General features: G+C 65.2%; 25 protein-coding genes. 13 read left to right on the plus strand and 12 right to left on the minus strand.

Features of this window, described 5'->3' with window-relative positions; all coding sequences use genetic code 11:
• The first annotated feature begins 42 nt into the window (after positions 1-42).
• A complete protein-coding gene (locus JEY66_RS13020) occupies positions 43-1,011 on the plus strand; it encodes a TAXI family TRAP transporter solute-binding subunit (protein WP_026193172.1) in 969 nt (322 codons plus the stop codon).
• 83 nt (positions 1,012-1,094) lie between these two features.
• On the opposite strand, the gene JEY66_RS13025 is transcribed toward JEY66_RS13020, so the two are convergent.
• Positions 1,095-2,306, minus strand: a complete 1,212-nt coding sequence (locus tag JEY66_RS13025; RefSeq protein WP_026193171.1) for an ABC transporter substrate-binding protein — start codon at positions 2,304-2,306, stop codon at positions 1,095-1,097.
• Positions 2,307-2,490: 184 nt separating this feature from the next.
• On the opposite strand from JEY66_RS13025, the gene JEY66_RS13030 reads away from it, so the two are divergent.
• Together JEY66_RS13030 and JEY66_RS13035 are read left to right on the plus strand one after the other, a co-directional pair.
• Positions 2,491-3,600: a molybdopterin-binding protein gene (locus JEY66_RS13030; protein WP_018273129.1), complete on the plus strand. Its 1,110-nt coding sequence runs from the start codon at positions 2,491-2,493 to the stop codon at positions 3,598-3,600.
• Between the two features lie 9 nt (positions 3,601-3,609).
• A complete protein-coding gene (locus JEY66_RS13035) occupies positions 3,610-5,559 on the plus strand; it encodes a molybdopterin biosynthesis protein (protein ID WP_018273128.1) in 1,950 nt (649 codons plus the stop codon).
• A 50-nt stretch (positions 5,560-5,609) separates the two neighbouring features.
• Here JEY66_RS13035 and JEY66_RS13040 read toward each other — a convergent pair whose 3' ends face one another.
• Both JEY66_RS13040 and JEY66_RS13045 read right to left on the minus strand, forming a co-directional pair.
• Positions 5,610-6,899 (minus strand): IS4 family transposase, encoded by a 1,290-nt coding sequence (locus tag JEY66_RS13040; RefSeq protein WP_209910253.1) that lies wholly within the window; start codon positions 6,897-6,899, stop codon positions 5,610-5,612.
• 415 nt (positions 6,900-7,314) lie between these two features.
• The gene (locus JEY66_RS13045; protein WP_080650407.1) at positions 7,315-7,905 is read right to left on the minus strand and encodes a spermine/spermidine synthase domain-containing protein; all 591 of its coding nucleotides are present in this window, start codon (positions 7,903-7,905) and stop codon (positions 7,315-7,317) included.
• 141 nt (positions 7,906-8,046) lie between these two features.
• Here JEY66_RS13045 and JEY66_RS13050 point away from each other — a divergent pair, with 141 nt between their 5' ends.
• Positions 8,047-8,292 carry a hypothetical protein gene (locus JEY66_RS13050; RefSeq protein ID WP_125459318.1) on the plus strand — a complete coding sequence of 82 codons (246 nt, stop codon included), beginning with the start codon at positions 8,047-8,049 and terminating at the stop codon, positions 8,290-8,292.
• 26 nt (positions 8,293-8,318) lie between these two features.
• Here the strand turns inward: JEY66_RS13050 and JEY66_RS13055 are convergent, their stop codons facing one another.
• Positions 8,319-8,630 carry a hypothetical protein gene (locus JEY66_RS13055; RefSeq protein ID WP_016847487.1) on the minus strand — a complete coding sequence of 104 codons (312 nt, stop codon included), beginning with the start codon at positions 8,628-8,630 and terminating at the stop codon, positions 8,319-8,321.
• Between the two features lie 473 nt (positions 8,631-9,103).
• Here JEY66_RS13055 and JEY66_RS13060 point away from each other — a divergent pair, with 473 nt between their 5' ends.
• The 5 genes from JEY66_RS13060 to JEY66_RS13080 all read left to right on the plus strand — a co-directional run bounded on the left by JEY66_RS13060 (position 9,104) and on the right by JEY66_RS13080 (position 12,813).
• Positions 9,104-9,406, plus strand: a complete 303-nt coding sequence (locus JEY66_RS13060) for a hypothetical protein (protein WP_129965178.1) — start codon at positions 9,104-9,106, stop codon at positions 9,404-9,406.
• Positions 9,407-9,561: 155 nt separating this feature from the next.
• Complete coding sequence (gene mobB / locus JEY66_RS13065) at positions 9,562-10,107, plus strand: molybdopterin-guanine dinucleotide biosynthesis protein B (protein WP_125459319.1); 546 nt, start codon at positions 9,562-9,564, stop codon at positions 10,105-10,107.
• Positions 10,108-10,161: 54 nt separating this feature from the next.
• Positions 10,162-10,431, plus strand: coding sequence for a sulfurtransferase TusA family protein (locus JEY66_RS13070; protein WP_018273123.1), 270 nt, complete (start codon positions 10,162-10,164; stop codon positions 10,429-10,431).
• 325 nt (positions 10,432-10,756) lie between these two features.
• The gene (locus tag JEY66_RS13075) at positions 10,757-12,412 is read left to right on the plus strand and encodes an OFA family MFS transporter (RefSeq protein WP_018273122.1); all 1,656 of its coding nucleotides are present in this window, start codon (positions 10,757-10,759) and stop codon (positions 12,410-12,412) included.
• Positions 12,413-12,564: 152 nt separating this feature from the next.
• The gene (locus JEY66_RS13080; protein ID WP_026193170.1) at positions 12,565-12,813 is read left to right on the plus strand and encodes a hypothetical protein; all 249 of its coding nucleotides are present in this window, start codon (positions 12,565-12,567) and stop codon (positions 12,811-12,813) included.
• Between the two features lie 81 nt (positions 12,814-12,894).
• On the opposite strand, the gene lon is transcribed toward JEY66_RS13080, so the two are convergent.
• Positions 12,895-15,273: an endopeptidase La gene (gene lon / locus JEY66_RS13085; RefSeq protein WP_018273121.1), complete on the minus strand. Its 2,379-nt coding sequence runs from the start codon at positions 15,271-15,273 to the stop codon at positions 12,895-12,897.
• Positions 15,274-15,284: 11 nt separating this feature from the next.
• Positions 15,285-15,692 carry an Hsp20/alpha crystallin family protein gene (locus tag JEY66_RS13090; RefSeq protein WP_016842263.1) on the minus strand — a complete coding sequence of 136 codons (408 nt, stop codon included), beginning with the start codon at positions 15,690-15,692 and terminating at the stop codon, positions 15,285-15,287.
• 263 nt (positions 15,693-15,955) lie between these two features.
• Here JEY66_RS13090 and JEY66_RS13095 point away from each other — a divergent pair, with 263 nt between their 5' ends.
• Positions 15,956-16,231 (plus strand): hypothetical protein, encoded by a 276-nt coding sequence (locus JEY66_RS13095; RefSeq protein WP_018273120.1) that lies wholly within the window; start codon positions 15,956-15,958, stop codon positions 16,229-16,231.
• Between the two features lies 1 nt (position 16,232).
• Positions 16,233-16,397: a hypothetical protein gene (locus JEY66_RS13100; protein ID WP_018273119.1), complete on the plus strand. Its 165-nt coding sequence runs from the start codon at positions 16,233-16,235 to the stop codon at positions 16,395-16,397.
• A 250-nt stretch (positions 16,398-16,647) separates the two neighbouring features.
• Here the strand turns inward: JEY66_RS13100 and JEY66_RS13105 are convergent, their stop codons facing one another.
• The 6 genes from JEY66_RS13105 to JEY66_RS13130 form a co-directional block, all read right to left on the minus strand.
• The gene (locus tag JEY66_RS13105; protein ID WP_018273118.1) at positions 16,648-17,409 is read right to left on the minus strand and encodes a slipin family protein; all 762 of its coding nucleotides are present in this window, start codon (positions 17,407-17,409) and stop codon (positions 16,648-16,650) included.
• Positions 17,406-18,815, minus strand: a complete 1,410-nt coding sequence (locus JEY66_RS13110; RefSeq protein WP_018273117.1) for an NfeD family protein — start codon at positions 18,813-18,815, stop codon at positions 17,406-17,408. Before JEY66_RS13110 ends, JEY66_RS13105 begins: the two co-directional genes overlap by 4 nt.
• 114 nt (positions 18,816-18,929) lie before the next feature.
• Positions 18,930-19,859, minus strand: coding sequence for a 4-hydroxy-tetrahydrodipicolinate synthase (gene dapA / locus JEY66_RS13115; RefSeq protein ID WP_018273116.1), 930 nt, complete (start codon positions 19,857-19,859; stop codon positions 18,930-18,932).
• Positions 19,860-19,866: 7 nt separating this feature from the next.
• Entirely contained in the window at positions 19,867-20,121 is a 255-nt protein-coding gene (locus JEY66_RS13120; RefSeq protein ID WP_018273115.1) for a hypothetical protein, read from the minus strand.
• Between the two features lie 173 nt (positions 20,122-20,294).
• The gene (locus JEY66_RS13125) at positions 20,295-20,570 is read right to left on the minus strand and encodes a hypothetical protein (protein ID WP_018273114.1); all 276 of its coding nucleotides are present in this window, start codon (positions 20,568-20,570) and stop codon (positions 20,295-20,297) included.
• 13 nt (positions 20,571-20,583) lie between these two features.
• Positions 20,584-21,048 carry a hypothetical protein gene (locus JEY66_RS13130; RefSeq protein WP_018273113.1) on the minus strand — a complete coding sequence of 155 codons (465 nt, stop codon included), beginning with the start codon at positions 21,046-21,048 and terminating at the stop codon, positions 20,584-20,586.
• A gap of 402 nt (positions 21,049-21,450) precedes the next feature.
• Between JEY66_RS13130 and JEY66_RS13135 the strand changes: the two genes are divergently transcribed.
• Both JEY66_RS13135 and kdpA read left to right on the plus strand, forming a co-directional pair.
• Entirely contained in the window at positions 21,451-21,540 is a 90-nt protein-coding gene (locus JEY66_RS13135) for a K(+)-transporting ATPase subunit F (RefSeq protein ID WP_016846764.1), read from the plus strand.
• A gap of 119 nt (positions 21,541-21,659) precedes the next feature.
• Positions 21,660-23,363, plus strand: coding sequence for a potassium-transporting ATPase subunit KdpA (gene kdpA, locus JEY66_RS13140; protein WP_018273111.1), 1,704 nt, complete (start codon positions 21,660-21,662; stop codon positions 23,361-23,363).
• The last annotated feature ends 18 nt before the right edge of the window (positions 23,364-23,381 follow it).

Raw genomic sequence — 23,381 nt, forward strand, 5'->3', positions numbered from 1 at the left:
TGCGACGATAGTCGGGCTCGTGTGGAATGCTTGAGGCTCGGGATGAAATTCGCTGTTATGGTGTGCGCCGGCGCGCTGCTGCTCGCGGGCGGGGTGGCGGCGCAGGAGGGGAGCAAGACCATTTCCAGAACCACGATCAGTTTCGCCACGGCGACGCCGGGTGGCGGGTTTCCGCTGTATGGCAATGCCTTCGCCGAGGTGATGAATGCGGCCGACCCGACGCTATCGATCGAGCCGCGCAACACCAAGGGCTCCAATGAGAACATCCCGCTGCTCGAGGCCGGCGACATCGATATCGCAACCGTCGCCGGCGAGCCGTCCTACGAAGCTTTCATGGGCATCGGCCGGCCGAAGGCCACGAAGCTCAAGATCCTCACCGCGATGTATTCGAGCCCGGGCATGTTCGTGGTGCGGGCGGACAGCCCGTACAAGACGATCCAGGATCTCGTCGGCCAGCCCGTCGCGTTCGGCGCCAAGGGTTCCGGCCTGCCGATCCTGTCGCGCTACATCCTCGACGGCATCGGGCTGAAGCAGGACGAGGACTTCAAGTCGATCTATCTCGATCGCGCCGGCGACGGGCCGGCGATGGTCGAGGACGGCCGCGCCGCCGCATTGTGGGGCGCCGGCATCGGCTGGCCCGGCTTCACCAAGATGGCCGAGAGCGCCACCGGCGCGCGCTTCATCGCGCCGACCACGGACGAGATCGCCCGCATCCGCGCCAAGCACACTTTCCTCAAGCCTCTGACGATCCCCGCCGGCAGCTATCCTAACCAGACCGCAGCCATCTCTTCGGTCGGCTCCTGGAGCTACATCCTGGTGCGCGAGACCTTGCCCGACGTCGTCGCCTACCGGCTGGCGAAGACGCTGCACGGTATCGAGGCGACCTTCTGCAACCAGCTGGCCCAGGCGTGCGAGACCACGGCGGCGAACACCGTCGCCGCCGCGCCTGATATCAACCTGATCCACCCCGGCGTGCTGAGATATTTCCGCGAGATTGATGTGGCGAAATGATGAGGACGAATAGCCAGTAGCGAATGGCGAATGGAAATTCCGATCTATCGCCATCGCTACTCTCTATTCGCCATTCGCCTATCCTATTTCTTCGCCATCGCGCAGGCCGGGTCCGGCGGGCCGAACGCGTCTTCGCCGGAGATCTTGGCCAGGATTTTGTAGTAGTCCCACGGATATTTCGACTCGGCCGGGGTCTTGACCTGCACCAGCCAGAGGTCGTGCACCATCAGATTGTCCTCGCGCAGCTTGCCGTTGCGGGCGAAGAAATCCTCGACCGGCTTCTCGCGCATCTTGGCCGCGACCTTGAGCGGATCGTCGGTGCCGGCATCCTTGATCGCGTTCAGATAGGCGGTCACGGAGGAGTAAACGCCGGCCTGCCACATCGTCGGCATCCGGTTCATCTTGGCGAAATAGCGCTTCGACCATTCGCGGGTCTTGTCGTCCATGTCCCAGTAGAACGAGGTGGTCAGCAGCAGGCCCTGCGCGGCCGACAGCCCGATCGAGTGGATGTCGGTGATCAGCGCCAGCAGCGCCGCCATCTGCTGCCCGCCGGCGAAGACGCCGAACTCGGCGGCGGTCTTGATCTCGTTGGTGTTGTTGGGCGGTCCGCCGGCAATGCCGATGATCTTGGCCTTCGAGGCCTGCGCCTGCAGGATGAAGGACGACAGATCGGGCGTCGCAAACGGCGGCCGCACCGCGCCGAGCACCTTGCCGCCGTTCTTGGTCACGATCGCGGAGGCGTCCTTCTCCAGCGAGTGGCCGAACGCATAATCGTCGGTGATGAAGAACCAGCTGTCGCCGCCGCGCTTCACCACCTCCTGCGCGGTGCCGACCGCGAGCGCCCTGGTGTCGAATACCCACTGTATCGCATAGGGCGAGCAGAACTTGCCGTGGAAATCGGTCGCGCCGGTCGAGTGCGTGATGAACAGCTTCTTCTTCTCGTTCGCGATGTTCTGCACCGCGAGCCCGACCGCCGAGACCGGCACGTCGACGATGAGGTCGACCTGATCGACGTCATACCAGCGTCGCGCGATGGTCGCGCCGATATCGGGCTTGAGCTGGTGATCGCCGACGATCACCGAGATTGGCTTGCCGAGCACCTTGCCGCCGAAATCGTCGACCGCCATCTGCGCGGCGGTGACCGAGCCCTGGCCGGTCGGCGTCGAGGCGGGGCCGTTCATGTCGGTCAGCACGCCGATCTTGATGGTGTCGTCGGATACCTGCGCCGATACGGTCGGGGAGGCCAGCAGCGCGGCTGCGAACGTCCCGAACATGGCTAGTCTGGTGGCCTTCATTCTGTCTCCCTCCTGAATTGGCGCATTGGCCATTATTGGTTGTGCCGGGCCTTCGGGGACCGGTCATATTGGTTTCTTTTGCAACTATATTGGGGACCGCGTCAACGCGCCATCGGTCTAATGACGCAGCCCCGGTGTGGCGAGAGGCAGTTTCTTTCGGGGCCGATTCAGTCCATAGCGGGCCATGGTCACCGCCCAGCGCCTTCCGCCTTCGCTCATCCCGCTCGATGCGGCACTGGCTGCCGTGCTGCGCGACGTCGGACCGGTCCAGCCGATCGTGTTGCCGCCGGCCGACGCCTTGCGCTGCATTGCAGCCGAGATGCCGGCCTTGCGCGCCTACCCGCCGCACGATGTCGCGGTCAGCGACGGGTGGGCGATGCGCGCCAATGACCTGGTCGGCGCGTCGTCCTATGCGCCGTTTCCGCTGGCCGAACCTCCGGTCTGGGTCGCGGCAGGCGCCGCGATGCCTGAAGGCACCGACTGCGTGGTCGATGCGGATGCCGTCGATACCTCCGGTCCGCTTCCGCAGGTGCTCGCCGAAGCAATCCCGGGGCAGGGCGTCAGGCGTGCCGGCAGCGACATCGCCGTTGGGCGCACCGTGATCGCAGCAGGCGAGCCGCTGCTGCCGCGCGGCCAGCTGCTCGCGCGCGCGGCCGGACTGCAGGTGTTGCGTGTGCGACGGCCGCGACTCCGCATCGTCAACGTCGCCAATGGTGAGCTGACCGCACAACTGATCGCTGACACCGCGCGCCTCGCCGGTGCTGCGGTCGTCGTCATCGAGTCGGCACCCGATGTGGCGGCGATTGCAAACGCACTCGATACCGACGGCTGCGATCTGATGGTCACGATCGGCGGCACCGGCGTCGGTCACACCGATGCTGTGGCGAATGCGCTGGCAACGCGCGGCACGCTGATCGCGCACGGCATCGCGCTGCAGCCCGGGCGCACCACGGCGATCGGACGGATCCATACCACTCCGGTGGTCGCCCTGCCTGGCGCGCCGGATCAGGCCTTCGCGGCCTGGTGGGCGATTGCGCTTCCCCTGCTCGACCGCCTGTCGGGCCGGCGCTCGCGCAAAACGCTGGCGCTGCCGCTGGAACGCAAGATCGCCTCCGGCGTCGGCGTTGCCGAGGTCGTGCTGCTGATACGCGAGCAAGGTTCCTGGGCGGCACTTGCGACCGGCGACCTGTCGCTCGATGCCATCGCGCGCGCCGAAGCCCTGCTGATCGTGCCCGGCGCCGCCGAGGGCTTCGCTGCGGGCACGGTGGTCGATGCCTATATATTGCGGGAGTGAGTTCCCGAGATGAGCAACAGTTTCACGCCGAAACCCAATCCATCCGTCGAGCAGGACCAGTTCCTGACCATTCTGTCGCGCGAGGAGGCGCTCGAACGCTTCGAGGCGGCGCTGTTCCCGCGTCAATTGCCGTTCGAGAGACGGCTGCTCGCCGATGTGCTCGGCCGTACACTGGCGGAGGACGTGGTGGCGCCGATCGACGTGCCGCCATTCGATCGCTCCAATGTCGACGGCTTTGCGGTGCGCTCGGCCAATCTGGCGTGCGCCGGCGAGGCCGCGCCGGTGCAACTCGCGCTGAACGACGAGACGATTTCGTGCGGGACTGCGCCCACCCTGCCGGTGCTCCCGGGTACTGCAACTGCGATTGCGACCGGCGGTCCGGTGCCGCGCGGCGCGGATGCCATCGTGATGGTCGAGCACACTCAGCCTGCTGGCCACGGCACCATCGAGGTCCGGCGTGCGGCGTCGCCCGGCCAGTTCGTGTCCTATGCCGGCTCCGACATCGCGCGCGGCGAGGCCCTGCTGCGCGCGGGAACGATGATCGGGTCGCGCGAGATCGGCATGCTCGCGGCCTGCGGCATCGCCGACGCTCAGGTGGTGCGTCGTCCGCGCGTCGCAATCCTCTCGACCGGCGACGAACTGGTGCAGCCGGGTGAGACGCTGCGGCCGGCAGCGATCTACGACACCAATGGTGCGATCGTCGCCGCGGCGATTGCCGAGAACGGCGGTGACGCGGCGTTCCTTGGCGCGATCGCCGACAACGAGGCGATGCTCGAGGCCGCGATGCGCAAGGCGCTGGCGGACAGCGACATGCTGGTGCTGTCGGGCGGCACCTCCAAGGGCGCGGGCGACGTCTCGCACCGGATCATCACTCGCCTCGGCAAGCCCGGCATCATCGCGCATGGCGTGGCGCTGAAGCCCGGCAAGCCGCTGTGCCTTGCGGTGTGCGACGGCAAGCCGGTGGTCATCCTGCCGGGCTTTCCGACCTCGGCGATGTTCACCTTCCACGACATGATCGTGCCGGCGCTGCGCCGGATGGCCGGGCTGCCGCCGCGATCGGATGCCACGGTGGCGGCGAAGGTGCCGGTGCGCATCGCCTCCGAACTCGGGCGTACCGAGTTCGTTATGGTGTCGCTGGTCGAGGGCGCCGACGGGCTGATCGCCTACCCCAGCGGCAAGGGTTCGGGCGCGATCACCTCGTTCGCGCAGGCCGACGGCTTCCTGAAGATCGAGGCGCTCGCCGACCAGCTGCCGGCCGGCAGCGAGGCCGAGGTGACGCTGTTCACGCCGCATGTGCGGGTGCCCGATCTCGTCATCGTCGGCAGCCATTGCACCGGGCTCGATCTCGTCACCGCGCCGCTGGCGCATGCCGGGCTTGTAGTGCGTTCGATCGCGGTCGGCAGCCTCGGCGGGCTCGCTGCCGCCAAGCGCGGCGAATGCGATCTCGCCCCGATCCATCTGTTCGACGACAAGACCGAGACCTACAACACGCCGTATCTGGCCGACGGGCTCGAGCTGGTGCCGGGCTGGCGGCGCATGCAGGGCATCGTGTTTCGCAGGGACGACACACGCTTTGCCGGCCTGAGCGCAGAGCAGGCGGTGCGCGCCGCGCTCGCCGATCCCGCCTGCATCATGGTCAACCGCAACCAGGGCGCCGGCACCCGCATCCTGATCGATCGCTTGCTCGCGGGCAGCCGGCCCGACGGTTACTGGAATCAGCCGCGCTCGCACAATGCGGTTGCGGCCGCGGTGGCGCAGCACCGCGCCGACTGGGGCATGACCATCGCACCGGTCGCCGATGCGTCGGGACTCGGCTTCATACCGCTTGCCGAAGAGCATTATGACTTCGCATTGGTGACGGCGCGCAAGCAGCGGCCGGCAGTGCGGGCCTTTCTCGATGCGCTGACGTCGGACGAAGGGCGGGCTGCATTGACGAAGGCGGGGTTCAGGCCGGCGTAGCCGGTGTGCCGCTCTGCCGCACCATCACAGCTGTCGTCCCTGCGAAAGCACTAGGGCATGCACATATCTCTGAGGCTCCATCCTGCTGCGACGGCCAGGAAGTATTCGAGGCCATTTTTGAAGGTGATGGGGCCTGGAGGTTTAGACGACGGGTAGCCGTCCCAACCGCCAAGGCGGCCGATGATCCAGGCTGCCCAGGTGAGGCTGTCGGGCGGATGTGGGTTTTTCAGTCGCTTGCTCCTGGCCTCGAGTTTCCGGTTGAGGGCGGCAAGCGCGTTGATCTCGTTGTCGTTGAAGGCAACGCGAATGGGCTGCTGACCGCCATCGCGCGCTTGCAGAAGCTGGATGGTGATGACGGCTGCCTTGGCGGCGATAGCGACCAGTTTGAGGAGACGATCGGCGGTTCCGATCTGGCTGTCTTCGAGCTTGAGGCCTTGCGTCTTCAGGACGCGGAAGAACTGCTCGATGATCCAGCGCTGCTTGTACCATTCGACGATACGCCAGGCGTCGTCGACGGTGGCGATCTCGTGAGAGGTGATCAGACGCCAGTGCAGCGGCTCTGCGCCGGGCCCGGCATTGATCTCGCACACGTCGACCACCGCCAGCGGCAAGCTTTTCGGCAAATGGCGCAGGAACTTGCTCTGCGGGCGGGCAAGCTCGATTGCGCCAAAGCGGAGTTCGAGATGGGCCTGACGTGCCGGTCGCGCCGCGCGCGCAGGCAGTTGGATCGCCCTCCGATCCACCACAGGCATGGCGTCGGTGGCCTCATACAGGCCGGTGCGGTCGGCAAGCTTGCGATCATGCATGCTGCGCGCGATGACATGGAAGTGCTGCTCGGCCGAGCTGGCATAAAGGGCAAAGATATCGCTCTCGCGATCACCGAGGACCGTCACCGTTCCGGCAGCGGTGAGCAGCGGCTTGGCCGCAATGGCGGTGGATATCCAGCGTTGCGATTCCTTGTCAGACAAGTCACGTGCGTCATGCGTCGTGGTGCGACGCCCCTGGCGCGTCCATACCTGCCCACTCAAAAGTCCAAGACAGCTGCCATCGTCGGCATCCACGGCCAGCAGCGGATGCAGCAGCACGCCGTGGTTATTGCCCTTGCCGATTTCGCCGAGCCCGCGCCGGCGTTGCGGCGTGGTGTTGAAGTGGATCTCGCTGGTGTCCTGGATCGCCAGCACATGGCGGCCCTCTACCGCGGCAACCGTGCTGTCGCCCCAGCTTTCGATGATCCGCTCCGCCGTCACCTTGTCGTGGCCGAGAAAGCGGTTGAACCGCACCTCCAGCGCACGATCACCCCTGGAAAGCCGCCGCAGGCAGACCGTCTTGCCCGCAACCATGCGTTCGACGAGCGCCGCCCCCCTTTATCGAGACGACGATCCCCGAACCGTCCTAACGTCCAGTCAATTCGTAACAACACCCGACACCCCCGTCCAACCTGGAGCGTCGCAATAGAAATCACACGGATCGCCGATTCTGGAATCCCCTGTCTCCATCCCGAGTCAATCCGCCGCACCAAATATGTGCATGCCCTAGTGCGAAAGCAGGGACCCATACGCCGCGGCGGGTTTTGAGAAACGGGACTCGTCGTCCCAGCATCGCGTAACAATTTGCATTTGTGGTTATGGGTCCCTGCTCCCGTGCGCAATTGCGCATTAGGCAGGGACGACACTGAATGCGTTGCGCGGCCAGAGGGTCACACATCCGCATTCTCGCGACATGAATTGTCCTGCCGGAGGCACCCTGATCACTCGCTCAGCTTGCGGTCCAGGAAGTCGACGTAGGAATTGTCCGGGTCCAGTTTGACGGCCAGGCGAAGATGCGCATGGCGAGCTCGCGCGGATCGATGTTCAACGGTTCATCAGAGGCGATCGCCACGCCTTCCATTCTGGACGGCAGCCACAGCGAGACATGCCTGAACTGGCCCATCATGGCCTTGAGTATCATCTTCGGAAGAATGCCGCGGTTGAAATCCAGCGGCACCCATTGCGCGAGAACGCCGCCGGGACGCATCTTCTGCTTTGCCAACGCATAGAATTTCTCCGTGTAGAGGTTGATGACGCCGGCATCATGAGTCGGCGGAGGCTCGAGCGTGATGACGTCAAATGTCTCCTTGGTCCCCAGCAGGAAGTGGCGCCCGTCCGCGACGATCTGATGGACTTTGGGGTTTTGATAGAACTGCTTGTTGATCGGCACGAAGTGGGGCGCGAATTCGAAAACCGTCGACGCCAGATCGACCGCGTCGATGGATTGCAATTCCTCATGGGTGCTGACCGCTCCCACCGTGGTTCCGGTCCCGATGCAAATGACGACAGCCGTTTCAACCGGGCCCTGGTGCAGCAGAATGGGATAGTGCGATCCGGCCTCCCAAGGCGCTGCCCAGCGAGAGACCGAAAAAGAAGCTTGCCACCGTGACGCTGACGGAGACGGTCGCGCTTCCCAGCACGAATTGCAGTTGCTTGAACCAGAGAACCTGCAGGATCAGCGATGCCGCGCCCGACGCCAAAAGATCGCCGTGACCAGAACCCGGTTTTTCAGGCTTACGGCGTCTCGAACGCCATCACGATTGCGCACTGGACCGGTCTCCCGTTGAACGGGAGAACAGGTAAGGCAAATGCTCTTATATTATTGCCTTATGGCGGAGCGGCGCTGCGCGGCAGCCGAATCGCATTGAGATTGCTAGGAAAATTGTCGTTTGGCGGATGCTTGCCGGGGCCGACGATCGCGCTGTGAGAGGGCCTGTGCGTTGCGGATCCGGCTCAGTGCCGCATGGCCGTCTCCACGAACTCCAGCACGGAGCGCGGGACCTCTTCGTATTCGACGAAACGGCGCCGAAGCTCGTCGGCAATGTCGGTGGTGACGTCGCGCGACCATCCTTCGTTGGTATTGAAGGCCACGATGCGGACCGGACGGCTGTACTGGTCATCCAGCAGGCGCCGGATCAGCGTTTTCCGGTCGGTGCCTTCTTCGTCGGTTTCGCTCCAGGCGCGGCCCAGTCGGCCAAAATCGTTCAGCACCAGATAGGTGTCGTGATCGATTGAATGCGGCACAATCGAAGGCGAGCGAGGCATACATAGTCCTCCATGGTGCACATTATCGTGTTCCGTTCGCCCTGCGTATTGGAAATTTCGAGGTATATCCGCTGGATAGCGGGATCGCGCGTGACGTGAGCGGGGGCTGCAACATGCATTGGAGCAAACCGTCCCGTCGCTGGTTATCTCTTGTCACCGACATGGGCCCTGTTGTGGATGTCGGTGGTTGAGCGACCGATGGGGCTCCCACCCGCTCGAGGAGCGGAGCGATGTTAAGAAGGCTTCGTTTTAGGAATACAACGCTGGAAGAAGTGCTGGCAGTCGATACGCAGCGGCCGCGGAAGAGGCTGCGGATGCGTGACCAGCCCCCGAGAGAGAGCCGATCGGCAAGGCTTGCCAAGCCGGGGCGGCCGGTCAGTCAACGGACCGACTGACCCTGCGGAATAGCGCGCCGAGCCCGAGTTGCGCGGTGGCCCGTGAACGGGTTCGCCGATCGCGGCGACCAACCCATCATGGCACTCGACACCGTCAATTTTCGCAGGATCGCCGCGCTCATCGCAGCGGCCGGCACCTTGTTCTGGCTCTACACCTTCTACGCCATCGCCCACGTGCCGCCTGGCGACGGCACCGGCTTCCAGTGGCTGGCGGTGTTTCCGCTCGGCATGGTGTTCGGACTGTTCTTCCTGCCGGCCTGGCTGCTCGTCGCCATCGGCCGATTGCCGAGATTCACCGCGGCGCTTGGGGTCTGTGGCGTGATCGCGTTCGCGGTGCTGTGGGCACAGCTGCTGCAGGAGTTACCGAGGGCCGTCCTCTAGCGAGCCAGTCGATCCTCGTCCGCCGGCAAGCCTGGCATGACATTGCTCCAAGGCTGATATAAGCAGCGTTGGGCGCAAGTCGCGGCTTTCCGTCGTCACGGCTGGTCCCGGCCATGTCGGGCGGAACCGCAGGCGTCGATGCCCTAACGATCGGTATGTCTTCGGAGACGCGTATGAAAGTGATTGGCCTCGCGGGCTGGAGCGGTGCCGGCAAGACCACCCTGCTGTCGCGGGTGATCCCCTGCCTGCTGGGCCGCGGCCTGCGCGTCTCTGTGATCAAGCACGCCCACCATGAATTCGATGTCGACGTGCCCGGCAAGGACTCCTGGGTGCACCGGCAGTCCGGTGCGACCGAGGTGCTGGTGTCCTCGACGCGGCGCTGGGCGCTGATGCACGAGCTGCGCGGCGCCGACGAGCCGCGGCTGCCGGAGCTGCTCGCCAAGATGGCGCAGGTCGATCTGGTCGTGGTCGAAGGCTTCAAGCGTGAGCCGGTCAACAAGATCGAGGTGTACCGCGCCGCCAACGGCAAGCCGCTGCTGTTTCCCGACGACCCGCGCGTGGTCGGGATCGCCAGCGACGTCGCCGTTGCAACCACGCTGCCGGTCGCGCATCTCGACGACATCGAGGACGTTGCCAAATTGATGCTGCGCGCCGCGATCCCCGTCGACGACGTGCTCGCGTCGGCTCCGGCCGAAGGCTGAAGTGGATGAGGAGGCGGCGTTGACGATGCAGGACGGCTTCGCCATGGTCGAACCATGACAACGACGAAGCTCGATCTCACCGGCCTGAAATGCCCGCTGCCGGCGCTGAAGACGCGCAAGGCCCTCAGGAGCGTGACGGCGGGAGATTTCCTCGAGGTGCATTGCACCGATCCGCTTTCGGTGATCGATATCCCGGCCCTGATCCAGGAGACCGGCGACAAGGTCGAGATCACCGAACGAAGCGATGCAAGGATCGTATTCTTGATCGAGAAGACCAATGGAGCGATAGATAACTCAAATGCTGCGTTGCCGCGTACGCGCTAGATGCAGCTTGATATCTACCTTTTGCCTATCGACACCTATTTTCCATTCTGCGCGAATTGATAATGTCCGCCGGGTTGTGGTGCTGGAGTTGTGCTCGAGCGTGGGCGCAGCGACGGACAACGACTGGGCCTGTGTCCAGATCACGGGCTGCACGGCCGGGCATATCCGGTCGTATTGGGGGTTAGCATTTCCGGAATGTGCGTGGTTGGTCCCGGCGCATTGAGGAAATGTGCGGAGCTGCCGGCTGACGCTGGCCGCAATGGGCTGAGACGGGATCGAAGACGCAGATGCGCCTGTCGTAATGGCGGCTGCAGGGGAGGTGTCAATGACCACAGTGAGCAGCGCCGGACGCGTATCTGCGTCAGGTGCAGGTTTCCTCGACAAGGAACATACAATCGCGACCGCCGGCTTCAACCGCTGGCTGGTGCCGCCGGCCGCGCTCTGCATCCATCTGTGCATCGGCATGGCCTACGGCTTCTCGGTGTTCTGGCTGCCGCTGTCGCGCGCGATCGGCCTGACCGCGCCGAAGGCGTGCCCCGACATCTCGCTGGTGCAGGAGCTGTTCACCACCACCTGCGACTGGAAGGTCGCGAGCCTCGGGTGGATGTACACGCTGTTCTTCGTGCTGCTCGGCGTCTCCGCCGCGATCTGGGGCGGCTGGCTTGAGAAGGTCGGTCCGCGCAAGGCCGGCTTCGTCGCGGCGCTGTGCTGGGCCGGCGGTCTCGTGATCGGCGCGCTCGGCGTCTATACGCACCAGCTCTGGCTGATGTGGCTCGGCTCCGGCGTGATCGGCGGTGTCGGCCTCGGCCTCGGCTACATCTCGCCGGTGTCGACGCTGGTGAAATGGTTCCCCGACCGGCGCGGCATGGCGACCGGCATGGCGATCATGGGCTTCGGCGGCGGCGCGATGATCGGCGCCCCGCTCGCCGACAAGCTGATGAACTACTTCAAGACCCCGACCTCGGTCGGCGTCTGGGAGACCTTCCTCGCCATGGGCGCGATCTACTTCGTGTTCATGATGATCGGCGCGTTCCGCTATCGCATTCCGCCGGCCGGCTGGCAGCCCGAGGGCTGGACGCCGCCGGCGAAGGCCAACGCGATGATCTCGAGCAAGCACGTCCATCTCGACAACGCGCATAAGACGCCGCAATTCTGGCTGATCTGGTGGGTGCTCTGCCTGAACGTGTCCGCGGGCATCGGCGTGATCGGCATGGCCTCGCCGATGTTGCAGGAGATCTTCGCGGGCAAGCTGATCGGCCTGCCCAATGTCGGCTTCAACCAGCTCGATGCCGGACAGAAGGCGCAGATCGCGGCGATCGCGGCCGGCTTTGCCGGATTGCTGTCGCTGTTCAACATCGGCGGCCGCTTCTTCTGGGCGTCGCTGTCGGACAAGATCGGCCGCAAGAACACCTACTACACGTTCTTCATCCTCGGCATCGCGCTCTACGCGCTGGCGCCGACCTTCGCCGCGATGGGATCGAAGCTTCTGTTCGTGCTCGGCTTCGGCATCATCCTGTCGATGTATGGCGGCGGCTTCGCCACCGTGCCGGCCTATCTCGCCGACATGTTCGGCACCCAGTTCGTCGGCGCCATCCACGGCCGTCTGCTGACGGCGTGGTCGACCGCCGGCATCATCGGTCCCGTCGTGGTGAACTACATCCGCGAGTTCCAGTTGGCCGCCGGCGTGCCGCGCGACCAGCTCTACAACACCACGATGTACATCCTGTGCGCCATGCTGATCGCGGGCCTGATCTGCAACTATTTGATCAAGCCGGTCGATCCGAAATGGCATATGAGCGACGCCGAGGTCGCCAAGCTGCAGGATGCGAGCGCCAGCGCCGCGGCGGCCGGACCGCACGGTTCCTACGGGATCGGGTTTGGCGGGCTCGACGCCAAGGCGGCGCTGTTCTGGCTGTTCGTCGGCATTCCGCTGGCGTGGGGCGTCTACATGACGCTGCTCAGCGCGGTCAAAATCCTCTGATCGCAGACCGGGCCGCGCGCGGGACATCTGGCATCCCGCACGCGGCCTGCAGCGTTTTCCAGCGAATTGGATGCCGGTTCGCGTGAAGAAAACGCGTCAAACAAGAAGCTCTACGCCGTTCAATTCAACAGATAATCAAGGACATTTCAGTCATGTTTCGTACCGCAAGCTGTCTTGTGGCCGCGTTGCTTCTCGCCGGCTCGCTGCACACCGCGTCAGCCCAGACGACCGAGGCCAAGCCGTCGAAGGTCAAGCTCACCATGCAGAAGCTGAAGGACATGAAGGCGCAGTGGAAGGCCAACAAGCCCAAGCTGAAGGTCTGCCGCGCCGAGGTGAAGTCGAAGGGCCTGACCGGCGACGACCGCTGGTTCTACATCGAAGAATGCATGGGCAAGAGCTGAGCGGCATCGCTCCGCCATCTGCAACGCAAGAGGGCGTGACGGCGATCGCCGTCACGCCCTCTTGTTGGGTTTGGGACGCGATCACTCTGCGGCGGCGGGCGTCGTCTTGGCGGGCTCCAGCGCCGCTGCGATCGCCTCGTCGACCCGTTCGAGCCAGATGAACTCCAGCTTGGCGCGGGCGCCGGCGGGGATGTCGTCGAAGTCGCGCCTGTTGCGCGCCGGCAGCATCACACGGGTCAGGCCGGCGGCCGCGGCCGCAACCACCTTCTCCTTGATGCCGCCGACCGGCAGCACGAGGCCGCGCAGCGAGATCTCGCCGGTCATCGCGGTGTCGCTGCGCACCGTGCGGTCGGTCAACAGCGAGGTGAGGGCGGTGAACATCGCAACGCCTGCGCTCGGGCCGTCCTTCGGCGTCGCGCCGGCGGGAACGTGGACGTGGATGTCGCTCTTCTCGAACACGCCGGGATCGATGCCGAGCTGGGACGCCCGGCTCTTCACCAAGGTCAGCGCGGCCTGCACGCTCTCGCGCATCACCTCGCCGAGCTGGCCGGTGAGGATCAGCGCGCCGCGGCCCGGGGTGCGCGACGCCTCGATGAACAGGATGTCGCCGCCGACCGGCGTCCAGGCGAGTCCGGTGGCAACGCCCGGGATGCTGGTGCGCATCGCGATCTCGTTCTCGAACCTCGGCTGGCCGAGCAGCGACACGATCTCCTTCGGCGCGATGGTGACGTGGCTCGTGCTGCCTTCGGCGATCTGCACCGCGACGTTGCGCAGCACCTTGCCGATCTCGCGCTCCAGGTTGCGCACGCCGGCCTCGCGGGTGTAGCTGCGGATGATCAGCCGCAGCGCATCCGGATCGATCTCGACCTGCTCGGCCTTGATCCCGTTGGCCTCGAGCTGGCGCCGCACCAGATACCGCTTGGCGATCTCGAGCTTCTCGTCCTCGGTGTAGCCGGCGAGGCTGATCAGCTCCATGCGGTCGAGCAGTGGCCCGGGAACGCCGTCGAGCATGTTGGCGGTAGCGATGAACACGACGCGCGAGAGGTCGAACGGCACGCCGAGATAATTGTCGCGGAAGGTCGAGTTCTGTTCGGGGTCGAGCACCTCGAGCATCGCGGCCGACGGATCGCCCTGGATGCCGCGGCCCATCTTGTCGATCTCGTCCAGCATCATGACGCAATTGCGCGCGCCGGCCTTCTTGATCCCCTGGATGATGTTGCCGGGCAGCGCGCCGATATAGGTGCGGCGATGGCCGCGAATCTCGGCCTCGTCATGCACACCGCCGAGCGAGACGCGGACGAACGGCCGCGACATCGCGCGTGCGATCGATTGGCCGAGCGAGGTCTTGCCGACGCCGGGCGGGCCGAGGAAGCACAGGATCGGCGCCTTGCCGCCGGGCGCGAGCTTGCGCACCGCCAGATATTCGATGATGCGGCTCTTGATCTTCTCGAGGCCATAATGGTCCTGGTCGAGGATCTTGCGTGCCTCCGCGATGTCGATCGGCTTTTCCTCCGGCAGGCTCCAGGGCAGCTCGATCAGCCAGTCGAGATAGCTGCGCACCATGCCGGACTCGGCCGCGGCCTCCGGCATCCGCTCGTAGCGGCGCAGTTCCTTCTGCGCCTGGCTTTCGGCCTCTGGCGGCATCTTGGCTTCTGCAATCGCCTTGGTCAGTTCGGCGACTTCCGCGGCCTTGCCGTCGCCTTCGCCGAGCTGGCGCTGGATCGTCGCCATCTGCTCGCGCAGGATCGCCTCGCGCTGCCGCTCGTCGAACACGGCCTTGGTCTTCTGCCCGATCTCCTGGCTCAGCCTCAGCACCTCGATGCGCTCGGCGAGGTGACGCGACACCTTGTCCATCCGCGCCACGAGATCGATGGTTTCCAGGATGTCCTGCTTCTCCGACGGCTTGATGTCCATGTAGGAGGTCGCAAGGTCGGCGAGGGTTGCCGGCGAGGTGGTGCCCTGCAGCGCTGCGATCAGCTCCTGCGGCACTTGCGGTAGCAATTGTGCGGCCTCCAGCGCCTGGCGCTGCAGATTGAGGAAGCGCGCCTCGATCTCGGGCGAGGTGGTGGTCGGCTCCGGGATCTGCAGCACGCGGGCCGCGAGGAACGGCGTGCCGGGCAGATAGTCGAGCACGCGCATGCGCTGCACGCCCTGGCAGACCAGGTGATGAGTGTCGTCGGCGCCGGTGATGTAGCGCACGATGTTGGCGACGGTGCCGACGCGGTACAGCCCGTCCGGACCGGGATCGTTGGTCTCGGGATCGCGCTGCAGCAGGATGCCGATCGGCCGCTGCTCGCGCACCGCCTGCTGGGCCGCGGCAATCGACGTCGCGCGGGCGATCGTGATCGGAATGATGACATCCGGAAACAGCACGGTGTTGCGCACCGGGACGATGATCAGCGCGTCGCTCGGGATCGGCGTCGAAGTCGACGCTGGGCTTGAAACGTCTGAGGTAGCCATGTCGAAATCCTTTAGCTCGACTTTCCGAGCCGCAGGCCGACGCAGCCATGCGCGGCAAAACGGCTGATGGTGTAGCGGCCGGTCGGCAGCGCGATGCGGCGCTCGAACCGGCCCTGCGGCAGTTCGAGGCGCAGGATGCGGGCGTTGCGGAGTTCAGGGGGCAGGGTGCGGCGGCCGGAGATCACCAGCGTGCCGCCGTCGAGCGCGGCCTCGACCTCGTCGGGATCGACCCCCGGCAACGCCACCAGGATCAGGATTTCATCCTCGGTCTCGATCACGTCGGTCGGCGGTTCCCAGCTCGGCTCGCTGCTTCCCGCGCGCGGGTGCAAATTGAGGAAGCTCTGGTGCAACCGTTCGGCGCGGGCGAGCGCCTCGATCGCATCCGACAGCATCCAGTTGATCTGATCCTTGGGCCGCATGGGCACTCTCCACGTCGCATTGGGAGGCGAGGTTACCGGTCTTGCTGCCGACCGTAAACCGGCCCCTTGCGCCGCTGATCGGGGGTAAAACTGTCCGAAATCTCGCGATTTGCGGCATGGTCGCGATGCACCGACCGCGTCCGGACGCTTATGCCGCGGCTATGTGACAGGGCTGCGGCTGCTCTCGAATTCCTACGGCCTTCCCAGCATCTTTTGCCGTGATGCGGTGCGCTCGCGCGCGCTGCCAAACGGGAAGGTGGCACATGACCTTGCTCCATTACCACGATGCCCGGCCGCACGGTTCGGCCGGCGCGATGCCCTTGATGCTGCGGCGGACCGTCAGGCGGATCGGCCTCGTCTTCAGGACTGTTCACCGCGCGGTCGCCGCCGCCAAGATTCATCGGCTGCGCAATGAGCTGCTGCTGCATCGCGGCCAGCAGGATTGGGCGCGGATCCATCTCAATGTCGGCATGCTCGGCGGCGCCGCCGAGAGATATCCGCGGGCGCCGGTCGTGCTCGGCGAGAAGTGGGACTACTGAGATGCGCGCAGTTTCGTTCATCGCTGCCCTGCCGCGCCGCGCCGCTGAAGGGCTGCTCACATTCCTCGCCTGGATCGGCGAAGAGCCGATCGGCGGCTACCGGCCGGAGGCGCATTACATGCGCGGTCCGGGACCCGCGTGGCGGGCCAAGCATCCCGGGAGTTAGATTAGAACGAGATGACTTTACTCGGAATCGGCGACGGACTCCGCTTCACCTCGCCCCGCGTGCGGGGAGAGGTCGGAACGCATCGTTAGATGCGTTCCGGGTGAGGGGGAGCCCCCGCAAACGCAGCTATCACTGTGTAAGCGGAGACGGCCCCTCACCCCAACCCTCTCCCCGCAAGCGCGGGGAGAGGGAGCGCGGTGCCGTCGTAGTCGCTGCACAGCCCAATCTCATCAAGCTTTGGCAAACCAGCTCATGTCGCTTCGCGTCGCGGCGCCAGATGATCGAGCAGGTTCATCGGGAGCGGGAAGACCACGGTCGAGGAGCGCTCGCCGGCAATGTCGTGCAGCGCCGCGAAGTAGCGCAGCTGCATCGCCTGCGGCTCCTGGGCGAGGATCCGGCCGGCCTCGACCAGCTTCTCGGCGGCCTGCTGCTCGCCCATCGCGTTGATCACCTTGGCGCGCCGCAGCCGTTCCGCCTCGGCCTGCTTGGCGATCGCCCGCACCATCGTCTCGTTGATATCGATATCCTTGATCTCGACCGCGGTGACCTTGATGCCCCAGACGTCGGTCTGCTTGTCGAGGGTCTCCTGGATATCGGCGTTGAGCCGGTCGCGTTCCGCCAGCATCTCGTCGAGCTCGTGCTTGCCGAGCACCGAGCGCAGCGTGGTCTGCGCAAGCTGGCTGGTCGCGGCCATGTAGTCGCTGACCTTGATGATGGCGCGCTCGGGATCGACGATGCGGAAGTACAGCACGGCGTTGACCTTGACCGAGACGTTGTCGCGCGAAATCACGTCCTGCGGCGGTACCACCTGCACCACCACCCTGAGATCGACCTTCACCAGCTGCTGCACCACCGGAATCAGGATGATGAGCCCCGGGCCCTTCACCCCGGTGAAACGGCCGAGCGTGAAGATGACGCCACGCTCGTATTCGCGCAGCACGCGCACCGCCTGGGTCAGGAAGATGACGACCAGCAGCGCGATCGCCGCATAGGTGAAATAATCAAGCATCATGCTGTACCTCCTTCGCCGGCGGATGCCGGCGCACGCCGCACGACCAGCGTCAAATCGATGATGTTGGCGACCTCGACCGTGTCTCCCGCCGTGAATGTCTCGGTGCTGCGCGCTTGCCAGCGTTCGCCGTTGGTGAAGACGTGACCCGTGGTCTCGGACCAGTCGAGCACCTCGGCCGATAGCCCGCGCATGGCTTGCGCACCGATCCGCACCGGGCCCTTGCGCGCGCGGCGGAGCGCGCCGAGCACGACGAGAATGAGCCCCGTGAACATCGCGGCGACGATGCCGATGACCGGCCATGACAGCCGGTATCCGGGCGCCTCGATCCGAAACAGCATGGCGGCTCCAAGCACGAAAGCGACTATTCCTCCGAGGCCGATCACGACGGTCGGATTGAAGGCTTCGATTGCGAGCAGCGCGATCCCGACCAGCATCAGGGCGAAGCCGGCGTAGTTGATCGGCAACATGTTGAGCGCGTAGAGACCGAGCAGCAGGCAGATCGTCCCGACAACCCCCGGCGCCACGGCACCGGGCGACATGAACTCGAAGATCAGGCCGTAGATGCCGACCATCAGGAGAATGAATGCGATGTTGGGGTCGGTGATGACCGCAAGCGCGCGCGCGATCCAGGTGGGATCGATGGCCTCGATCGCGGCGTCCCTGGTCGCCAGGCGTTGCGTCTTGCCGCCGGGCAGCTCGATGGTCCGGCCATCGACCTGCCTGAGCAGGTCGGCCGGATCACGCGCGGTGAGATCAATGACGTTGGCTTGCAGCGCAGCGTTGGCGGAGAGGGTAGCGGCATCGCGCACCGCCTTCTCGGCCCAGTCGGCATTGCGGCCACGCAATTCGGCGAGGCTGCGGATGAAGGCAACGGCATCATTCGTCACCTTCGCCGTCATGGCATCCTTGGTTTCGGACGGATGACCGCCGTCCTTCTGGTCCTTGCCGCCCTTGTCCGGGGTGCTGCCCGGCAGCCCCGGTATCGGGCCGCCAATCTGCACCGGCGTCGCGGCGCCGATATTGGTGCCGGGCGCCATGGCCGCGAGATGAGTCGCATAGAGGATATAGGTCCCGGCGCTCGCGGCATGGGCGCCGGAGGGCGCAACATAGCCGACCACGGGAACGGGCGAGGCCAGCACGTCGGCGATGATCTCGCGCATGCTGGTGCTGAGGCCGCCCGGCGTATTCAAACGCAGGATGACAATTTCGGCGTGGCGCTCGGCGGCCTTGGCCAGGCCGTCCTTGACATAGCTGGCCGCTGCCGGCCCGATTGCCCCGTCAATTGAAATGGTCAGGGCAAGATGGCTGTTGTCCGCGGCCGGACCGGGACGGATGGAGACAACCAGAGCGACCAGGATGGTCGCAACAACGAGGGCCGCCTTGAAGGTGGTGTGCACGGCAAGCACTCCCTTGCCGTGGATATGGGGCGCCGTTTCGGAACCTCAAGTTGGCGCGGTGTCACGGGCACCGTGTGCTGATCGCATTGTGCATTGCGATGGCTTATGTCGGGTCAGCAAATCTCAATGCGCGGCTGCGAGGTACTCGTCGGCAAGCTCAGCCATCGCCTGCGAGACCTCGGCCTTTGCCGACCCGTTCAATTGCACGATCGGCAGCCGCGTCGCCGGCTGCATGAATCCCAGCAGCGCCAGCGCGAACTTCAATGCGGCGGGATGCTCGCGCTCCAGCAGAGTCGCAAGCGGCACCAGCCGCTGGTGCAACTCCCGCGCCTGATACACCCGTCCCTCGCGGAAATGCCTGTGAACGGCCGCAAACAGATCGGGCGCGACGTTCGTCACGGCCGAGATGCAGCCATCGCCACCGGCGGCGAGCCAGGCCAGCGAGGAGGCGTCGTCGCCGGTCAGCATCCGGAATGTCGCCGGCAGGCGCGAGCGCAGGCGCGCCAGCCGGGCAACGTCACCGCTGCCGTCGCGCAACCCCACGAAGCGCGGCGATGCGGCGAGCTCGAGCAGCGTCTCGTCGGCAAGGCCCTTCAGCGTGCGCGACGGAATGTCGTGCAGGATGACAGGCAGCGTGGTGGCCGCGGCGACGGCGCGGAAATGCGCCGCCGTGCCCCGTGGCATCGGTTTGTTGTAATACGGCACGACCGACATGACGGCGTCGGCGCCGGCCGCTTCCACGGCCCGGGCCAGCGTGACGGCATGATCGGTCGCATTCGATCCGGCGCCGGCGATGATGCGAACCCGCTTGCGCGCGACGCTTGCGGCGATGCGCACGAGCTGCGCGCGTTCCGCGGTCTCGAGCGTCGCGCTTTCACCGGCGGTCTCGCCGACCACCAGCGCGGTGGCACCCGCCGCGATCTGGCGCTCGCACAGCCGGCCGAACGCGTCCGCGTCGATTTCGCCCCGAAGGCTGAAGGGGGTCGGAAGATCGGGGATGAAGCCCGACAGCCATGCGGCCGTGTCGGCTTTCGCAGCCGTTTGCCAGGTCATGGGCGGCTCACGCCACGCGGCTTGCGGGGAGGCTCGCGGTCTCGCCGCGCATATCGAGCTCGATCTCACGCGACAGCTCGACGATCATTTCGGGATGCTGGCCGTTCTCGAACAGCGCGTACTTGACGGCCTGGGCGCGGTTGACGAACAGGCCGCCATAGAGGCCGTTCTGTTGCTGGGCGACCCACTGGCCGCGATGATTGCGGCCGATGAAGACGATGGTGGACGCTGCGCTACACGAGGGAGGCTCGACGAATTTCACGGTGGTAGTCCTTCTCTTATTTTTGACGCGTTTTCTTCACGCGAACCGGTATCCACTTCGCTCGAAAACGCTACAGTGGAAGTCACGCGATCAATGTCTGATTTGCCGGATATGAAATCGAGCGCGTACAAGCAGCGACGTCATAGGAGCGGCATAGGATTTGTGGGGTGATTTCAGAGGCGCTGGACGATGCCGGTACCGAGCGCGCACAGCGCGACGTAGGCGGTCATCTCATCCCAGTGGTTGAGGTTTGCGGCAAACGGCATTTCGCGCCTGGCGATCCCGGCAAAGGCGCAGATCACGGCCGACATCCACAACAGCGTGACGAGGCCCTTGCCGAACCCGGCACCGGCGAACACGGCAAAGCCGATCATGATGGCAAGCCGGAAGCCGAACCGGACCATGACCTGGACCGACTGCAGCTGTCGCGGCAGTTGTTTGGTGTCCACGGCGGCGCCGCCTTCAGCCGATATTGTCGACGAACAGCGGCTCGTATAGCGCGCGCGTGTCGCGACGGACGGTCGGCACGCTGGTTCGGCTATCGGGCGTCGAGATCCGTTGCGCCTCGACGAAGGCGCTGAGGATCGCGAGCGCAAGATCGGCATGGCGGGACTCGATCGACTGGTCGAGCCAGTCCGGCAGCTCGCGTTCGCGCGACAACGCGCAGTGCCACTCGCCCTCGTCATAGACCAGACGGCGGATCTGCCATTGCGGCAGTTCGAGATCGAGCAGCGCGATCGCGGCGTCGGTCCAGGCGCCTGACTGGATCAGGCGCTCGATCCGGCGGGTCTTGCCGCTCTGTCCGACCGAGGGAAAGCGCCGGCAGGTCTGGGTGATGATGTCGGCCATGAATTCGGCTGTCACCGCATAGGCATCGCGCAGCCGTTCGCCGAGATCGGTCGAGGTGTTTTGGGAAAGCACTGACATGGCGTCATCTCGTCTTGCGCGGCCCAAGAAAGCCAAGCTCAAGGCATTGGCCGCAGGCTCAAAATGGCCGGAGTGCCATTTGAAAACGAGATGAGGGGAGGGGCGGAGATATAGGGATTCCATAAAGACACGTCGTCCCGGCCTTCCCCGGGACGACGGCTGCGCAGGTCGTGGCACTTATACGATTCCTATAACGTCCTTATTCGCCACCTCTCGAAAACCTATGCCCCGGATGGCACCTCACGGCCATCCGGCGCGAGCGCTTATACGATCGCCCCGCGCCCCCTCGGATGCATAGGAGTCTCTCATGATGGACATTCTCATGGCGGCGCTCGCGATCGGCTTCTTCGCGGCCGGCATCGGCTACGCCTACGCCTGTGAACGACTGTAACGGAGGCGGCGATGATCTTCGATTATTCGCTCGCCGGCCTCGTCTCGCTCGGCCTGCTGTTCTACCTCACCTACGCATTGCTGCGGCCCGAACGCTTCTAGGCGGTCGGCGATGCTTGCGCTTTGCACAATTCTGTTGGCCGACGCGGTGCTGACCGGGCTGTTGCTCGGCGTGTTCGCGTCGATGCTGCGCTTCGCTCCCATTCGAAAGGTTTGACGCAATGACCGTCATCGGCTGGATTCAAATTATTCTGTTTTGCGCGATCGTTGCCGCGCTGGTCAAACCGCTCGGCTGGTACATGACCCGCGTGTTCAATGGCGAGCGCACCTTCCTGTCGCCCGTGCTGCGCCCGGTCGAGCTCGGCATCTACTGGGTCGGCGGCGTCGACGAGCGGCGCGAGCAGCACTGGCTGACCTATACGGTCGCCATGCTGCTGTTCCATGTCGGCGGCTTCGCCATCATCTACGGCCTGATGCGGCTGCAGGCGGTGCTGCCGTTCAATCCGGCCGGGCAGTCGGCGGTTGCCGAGGACCTCTCCTTCAACACCGCGATCTCCTTCATCACCAACACCAACTGGCAGAACTACGGCGGCGAGAGCACGCTGTCCTATCTGGTCCAGATGCTGGGCCTGACCCACCAGAACTTCCTGTCGGCCGCTACCGGCATCGCGCTGGCGATGGCGCTGATCCGCGGCTTCACCCGCTCGTCGATGCGCACCGTCGGCAATTTCTGGGTCGATGTCACCCGCTGCACGCTCTATGTGCTGCTGCCGATCTGCATCGTCTATGCGCTGTTCCTGGTTTGGCAGGGTATGCCGCAGACGCTTCACGCCTATATCGACGCCACCACGCTGGAGGGCGGCAAGCAGACCATCGCGCTCGGGCCTGTCGCCTCGCAGGTTGCGATCAAGATGCTCGGCACCAATGGTGGCGGCTTCTTCAACGCCAACGCCGCGCATCCCTTCGAGAACCCGACCGGGCTGTCGAACCTCGTGCAGATGGTCTCGATCTTCGCGCTCGGCGCCGCCATGACCAACGTGTTCGGCCGCATGGTCGGTAACGAGCGCCAGGGTTGGGCGATCTTCGCCGTGATGGGCATCCTGTTCGTCGCCGGCGTCACCGTCACCTATTGGGCGGAGGCCAACGGCACCTCGGCGCTGCACGCGCTCGGCCTCACCGGGGGCAACATGGAGGGCAAGGAGGTCCGCTTCGGCATCGTCGCGTCCTCGCTGTTTGCCGTGATCACCACCGCCGCCTCCTGCGGCGCGGTCAATGCGATGCATGACAGCTTCACCGCGCTCGGCGGCATGATCCCGCTGATCAACATGCAGCTCGGCGAGATCATCGTCGGCGGCGTCGGCGCCGGCCTCTACGGGATGCTGCTGTTCGTCGTGCTGGCGATCTTCGTCGCCGGCCTGATGGTCGGCCGCACCCCGGAATACGTTGGCAAGAAGATCGAGGCGCGCGAAGTCAAGATGGCGATGCTCGCGATCCTGGTGTTGCCCTTGATGTATCTCGGCTGGACCGCCGTTGGCGTGGTGTACCCGACCGCAGTCGCATCGATGGCCAATGCCGGCCCTCACGGCTTCAGCGAGGTACTCTACGCCTTCACCTCGCAGACCGCCAACAACGGTTCGGCTTTCGCCGGCCTCACCGGCAATATTCTCTTCTACAATCTCGCCGGCGCATGCGCGATGTTCGTCGGCCGCTTCTTCATGATCGTACCGGCCATGGCCATCGCGGGATCGTTGGCGGAGAAGAAGACCCATCCGCCGTCGGCAGGGACGTTCCCGACGACTGGCGGGCTGTTCGTCGGCCTGGTCGTCGGCGTCATCCTGATCATCGGCGGTCTGACCTTCTTCCCGGCGCTGGCGCTCGGACCGATCGTCGAGCACCTCGCGATGAACGCCAACAACCTGTTCTGATCGAATTAGATTGGAGTG

Source organism: Bradyrhizobium elkanii USDA 76, assembly GCF_023278185.1.
GTDB classification, from domain to species: Bacteria; Pseudomonadota; Alphaproteobacteria; order Rhizobiales; family Xanthobacteraceae; genus Bradyrhizobium; species Bradyrhizobium elkanii.

Excerpts from the sequence above, each read along its gene's own strand:
- JEY66_RS13020 (WP_026193172.1), top strand. The coding sequence starts at position 43 with ATGAAATTCGCTGTTATGGTGTGCGCCGGCGCGCTGCTGCTCGCGGGC.
- JEY66_RS13025 (WP_026193171.1), bottom strand. The coding sequence starts at position 2,306 with ATGAAGGCCACCAGACTAGCCATGTTCGGGACGTTCGCAGCCGCGCTG.
- JEY66_RS13030 (WP_018273129.1), top strand. The coding sequence starts at position 2,491 with ATGGTCACCGCCCAGCGCCTTCCGCCTTCGCTCATCCCGCTCGATGCG.
- JEY66_RS13035 (WP_018273128.1), top strand. The coding sequence starts at position 3,610 with ATGAGCAACAGTTTCACGCCGAAACCCAATCCATCCGTCGAGCAGGAC.
- JEY66_RS13040 (WP_209910253.1), bottom strand. The coding sequence starts at position 6,899 with ATGGTTGCGGGCAAGACGGTCTGCCTGCGGCGGCTTTCCAGGGGTGAT.
- JEY66_RS13050 (WP_125459318.1), top strand. The coding sequence starts at position 8,047 with ATGCCGCGCCCGACGCCAAAAGATCGCCGTGACCAGAACCCGGTTTTT.
- JEY66_RS13055 (WP_016847487.1), bottom strand. The coding sequence starts at position 8,630 with ATGCCTCGCTCGCCTTCGATTGTGCCGCATTCAATCGATCACGACACC.
- JEY66_RS13060 (WP_129965178.1), top strand. The coding sequence starts at position 9,104 with ATGGCACTCGACACCGTCAATTTTCGCAGGATCGCCGCGCTCATCGCA.
- mobB (WP_125459319.1), top strand. The coding sequence starts at position 9,562 with ATGTCTTCGGAGACGCGTATGAAAGTGATTGGCCTCGCGGGCTGGAGC.
- JEY66_RS13070 (WP_018273123.1), top strand. The coding sequence starts at position 10,162 with ATGACAACGACGAAGCTCGATCTCACCGGCCTGAAATGCCCGCTGCCG.
- JEY66_RS13075 (WP_018273122.1), top strand. The coding sequence starts at position 10,757 with ATGACCACAGTGAGCAGCGCCGGACGCGTATCTGCGTCAGGTGCAGGT.
- JEY66_RS13080 (WP_026193170.1), top strand. The coding sequence starts at position 12,565 with ATGTTTCGTACCGCAAGCTGTCTTGTGGCCGCGTTGCTTCTCGCCGGC.
- lon (WP_018273121.1), bottom strand. The coding sequence starts at position 15,273 with ATGGCTACCTCAGACGTTTCAAGCCCAGCGTCGACTTCGACGCCGATC.
- JEY66_RS13090 (WP_016842263.1), bottom strand. The coding sequence starts at position 15,692 with ATGCGGCCCAAGGATCAGATCAACTGGATGCTGTCGGATGCGATCGAG.
- JEY66_RS13095 (WP_018273120.1), top strand. The coding sequence starts at position 15,956 with ATGACCTTGCTCCATTACCACGATGCCCGGCCGCACGGTTCGGCCGGC.
- JEY66_RS13100 (WP_018273119.1), top strand. The coding sequence starts at position 16,233 with ATGCGCGCAGTTTCGTTCATCGCTGCCCTGCCGCGCCGCGCCGCTGAA.
- JEY66_RS13105 (WP_018273118.1), bottom strand. The coding sequence starts at position 17,409 with ATGATGCTTGATTATTTCACCTATGCGGCGATCGCGCTGCTGGTCGTC.
- dapA (WP_018273116.1), bottom strand. The coding sequence starts at position 19,859 with ATGACCTGGCAAACGGCTGCGAAAGCCGACACGGCCGCATGGCTGTCG.
- JEY66_RS13130 (WP_018273113.1), bottom strand. The coding sequence starts at position 21,048 with ATGTCAGTGCTTTCCCAAAACACCTCGACCGATCTCGGCGAACGGCTG.
- JEY66_RS13135 (WP_016846764.1), top strand. The coding sequence starts at position 21,451 with ATGATCTTCGATTATTCGCTCGCCGGCCTCGTCTCGCTCGGCCTGCTG.
- kdpA (WP_018273111.1), top strand. The coding sequence starts at position 21,660 with ATGACCGTCATCGGCTGGATTCAAATTATTCTGTTTTGCGCGATCGTT.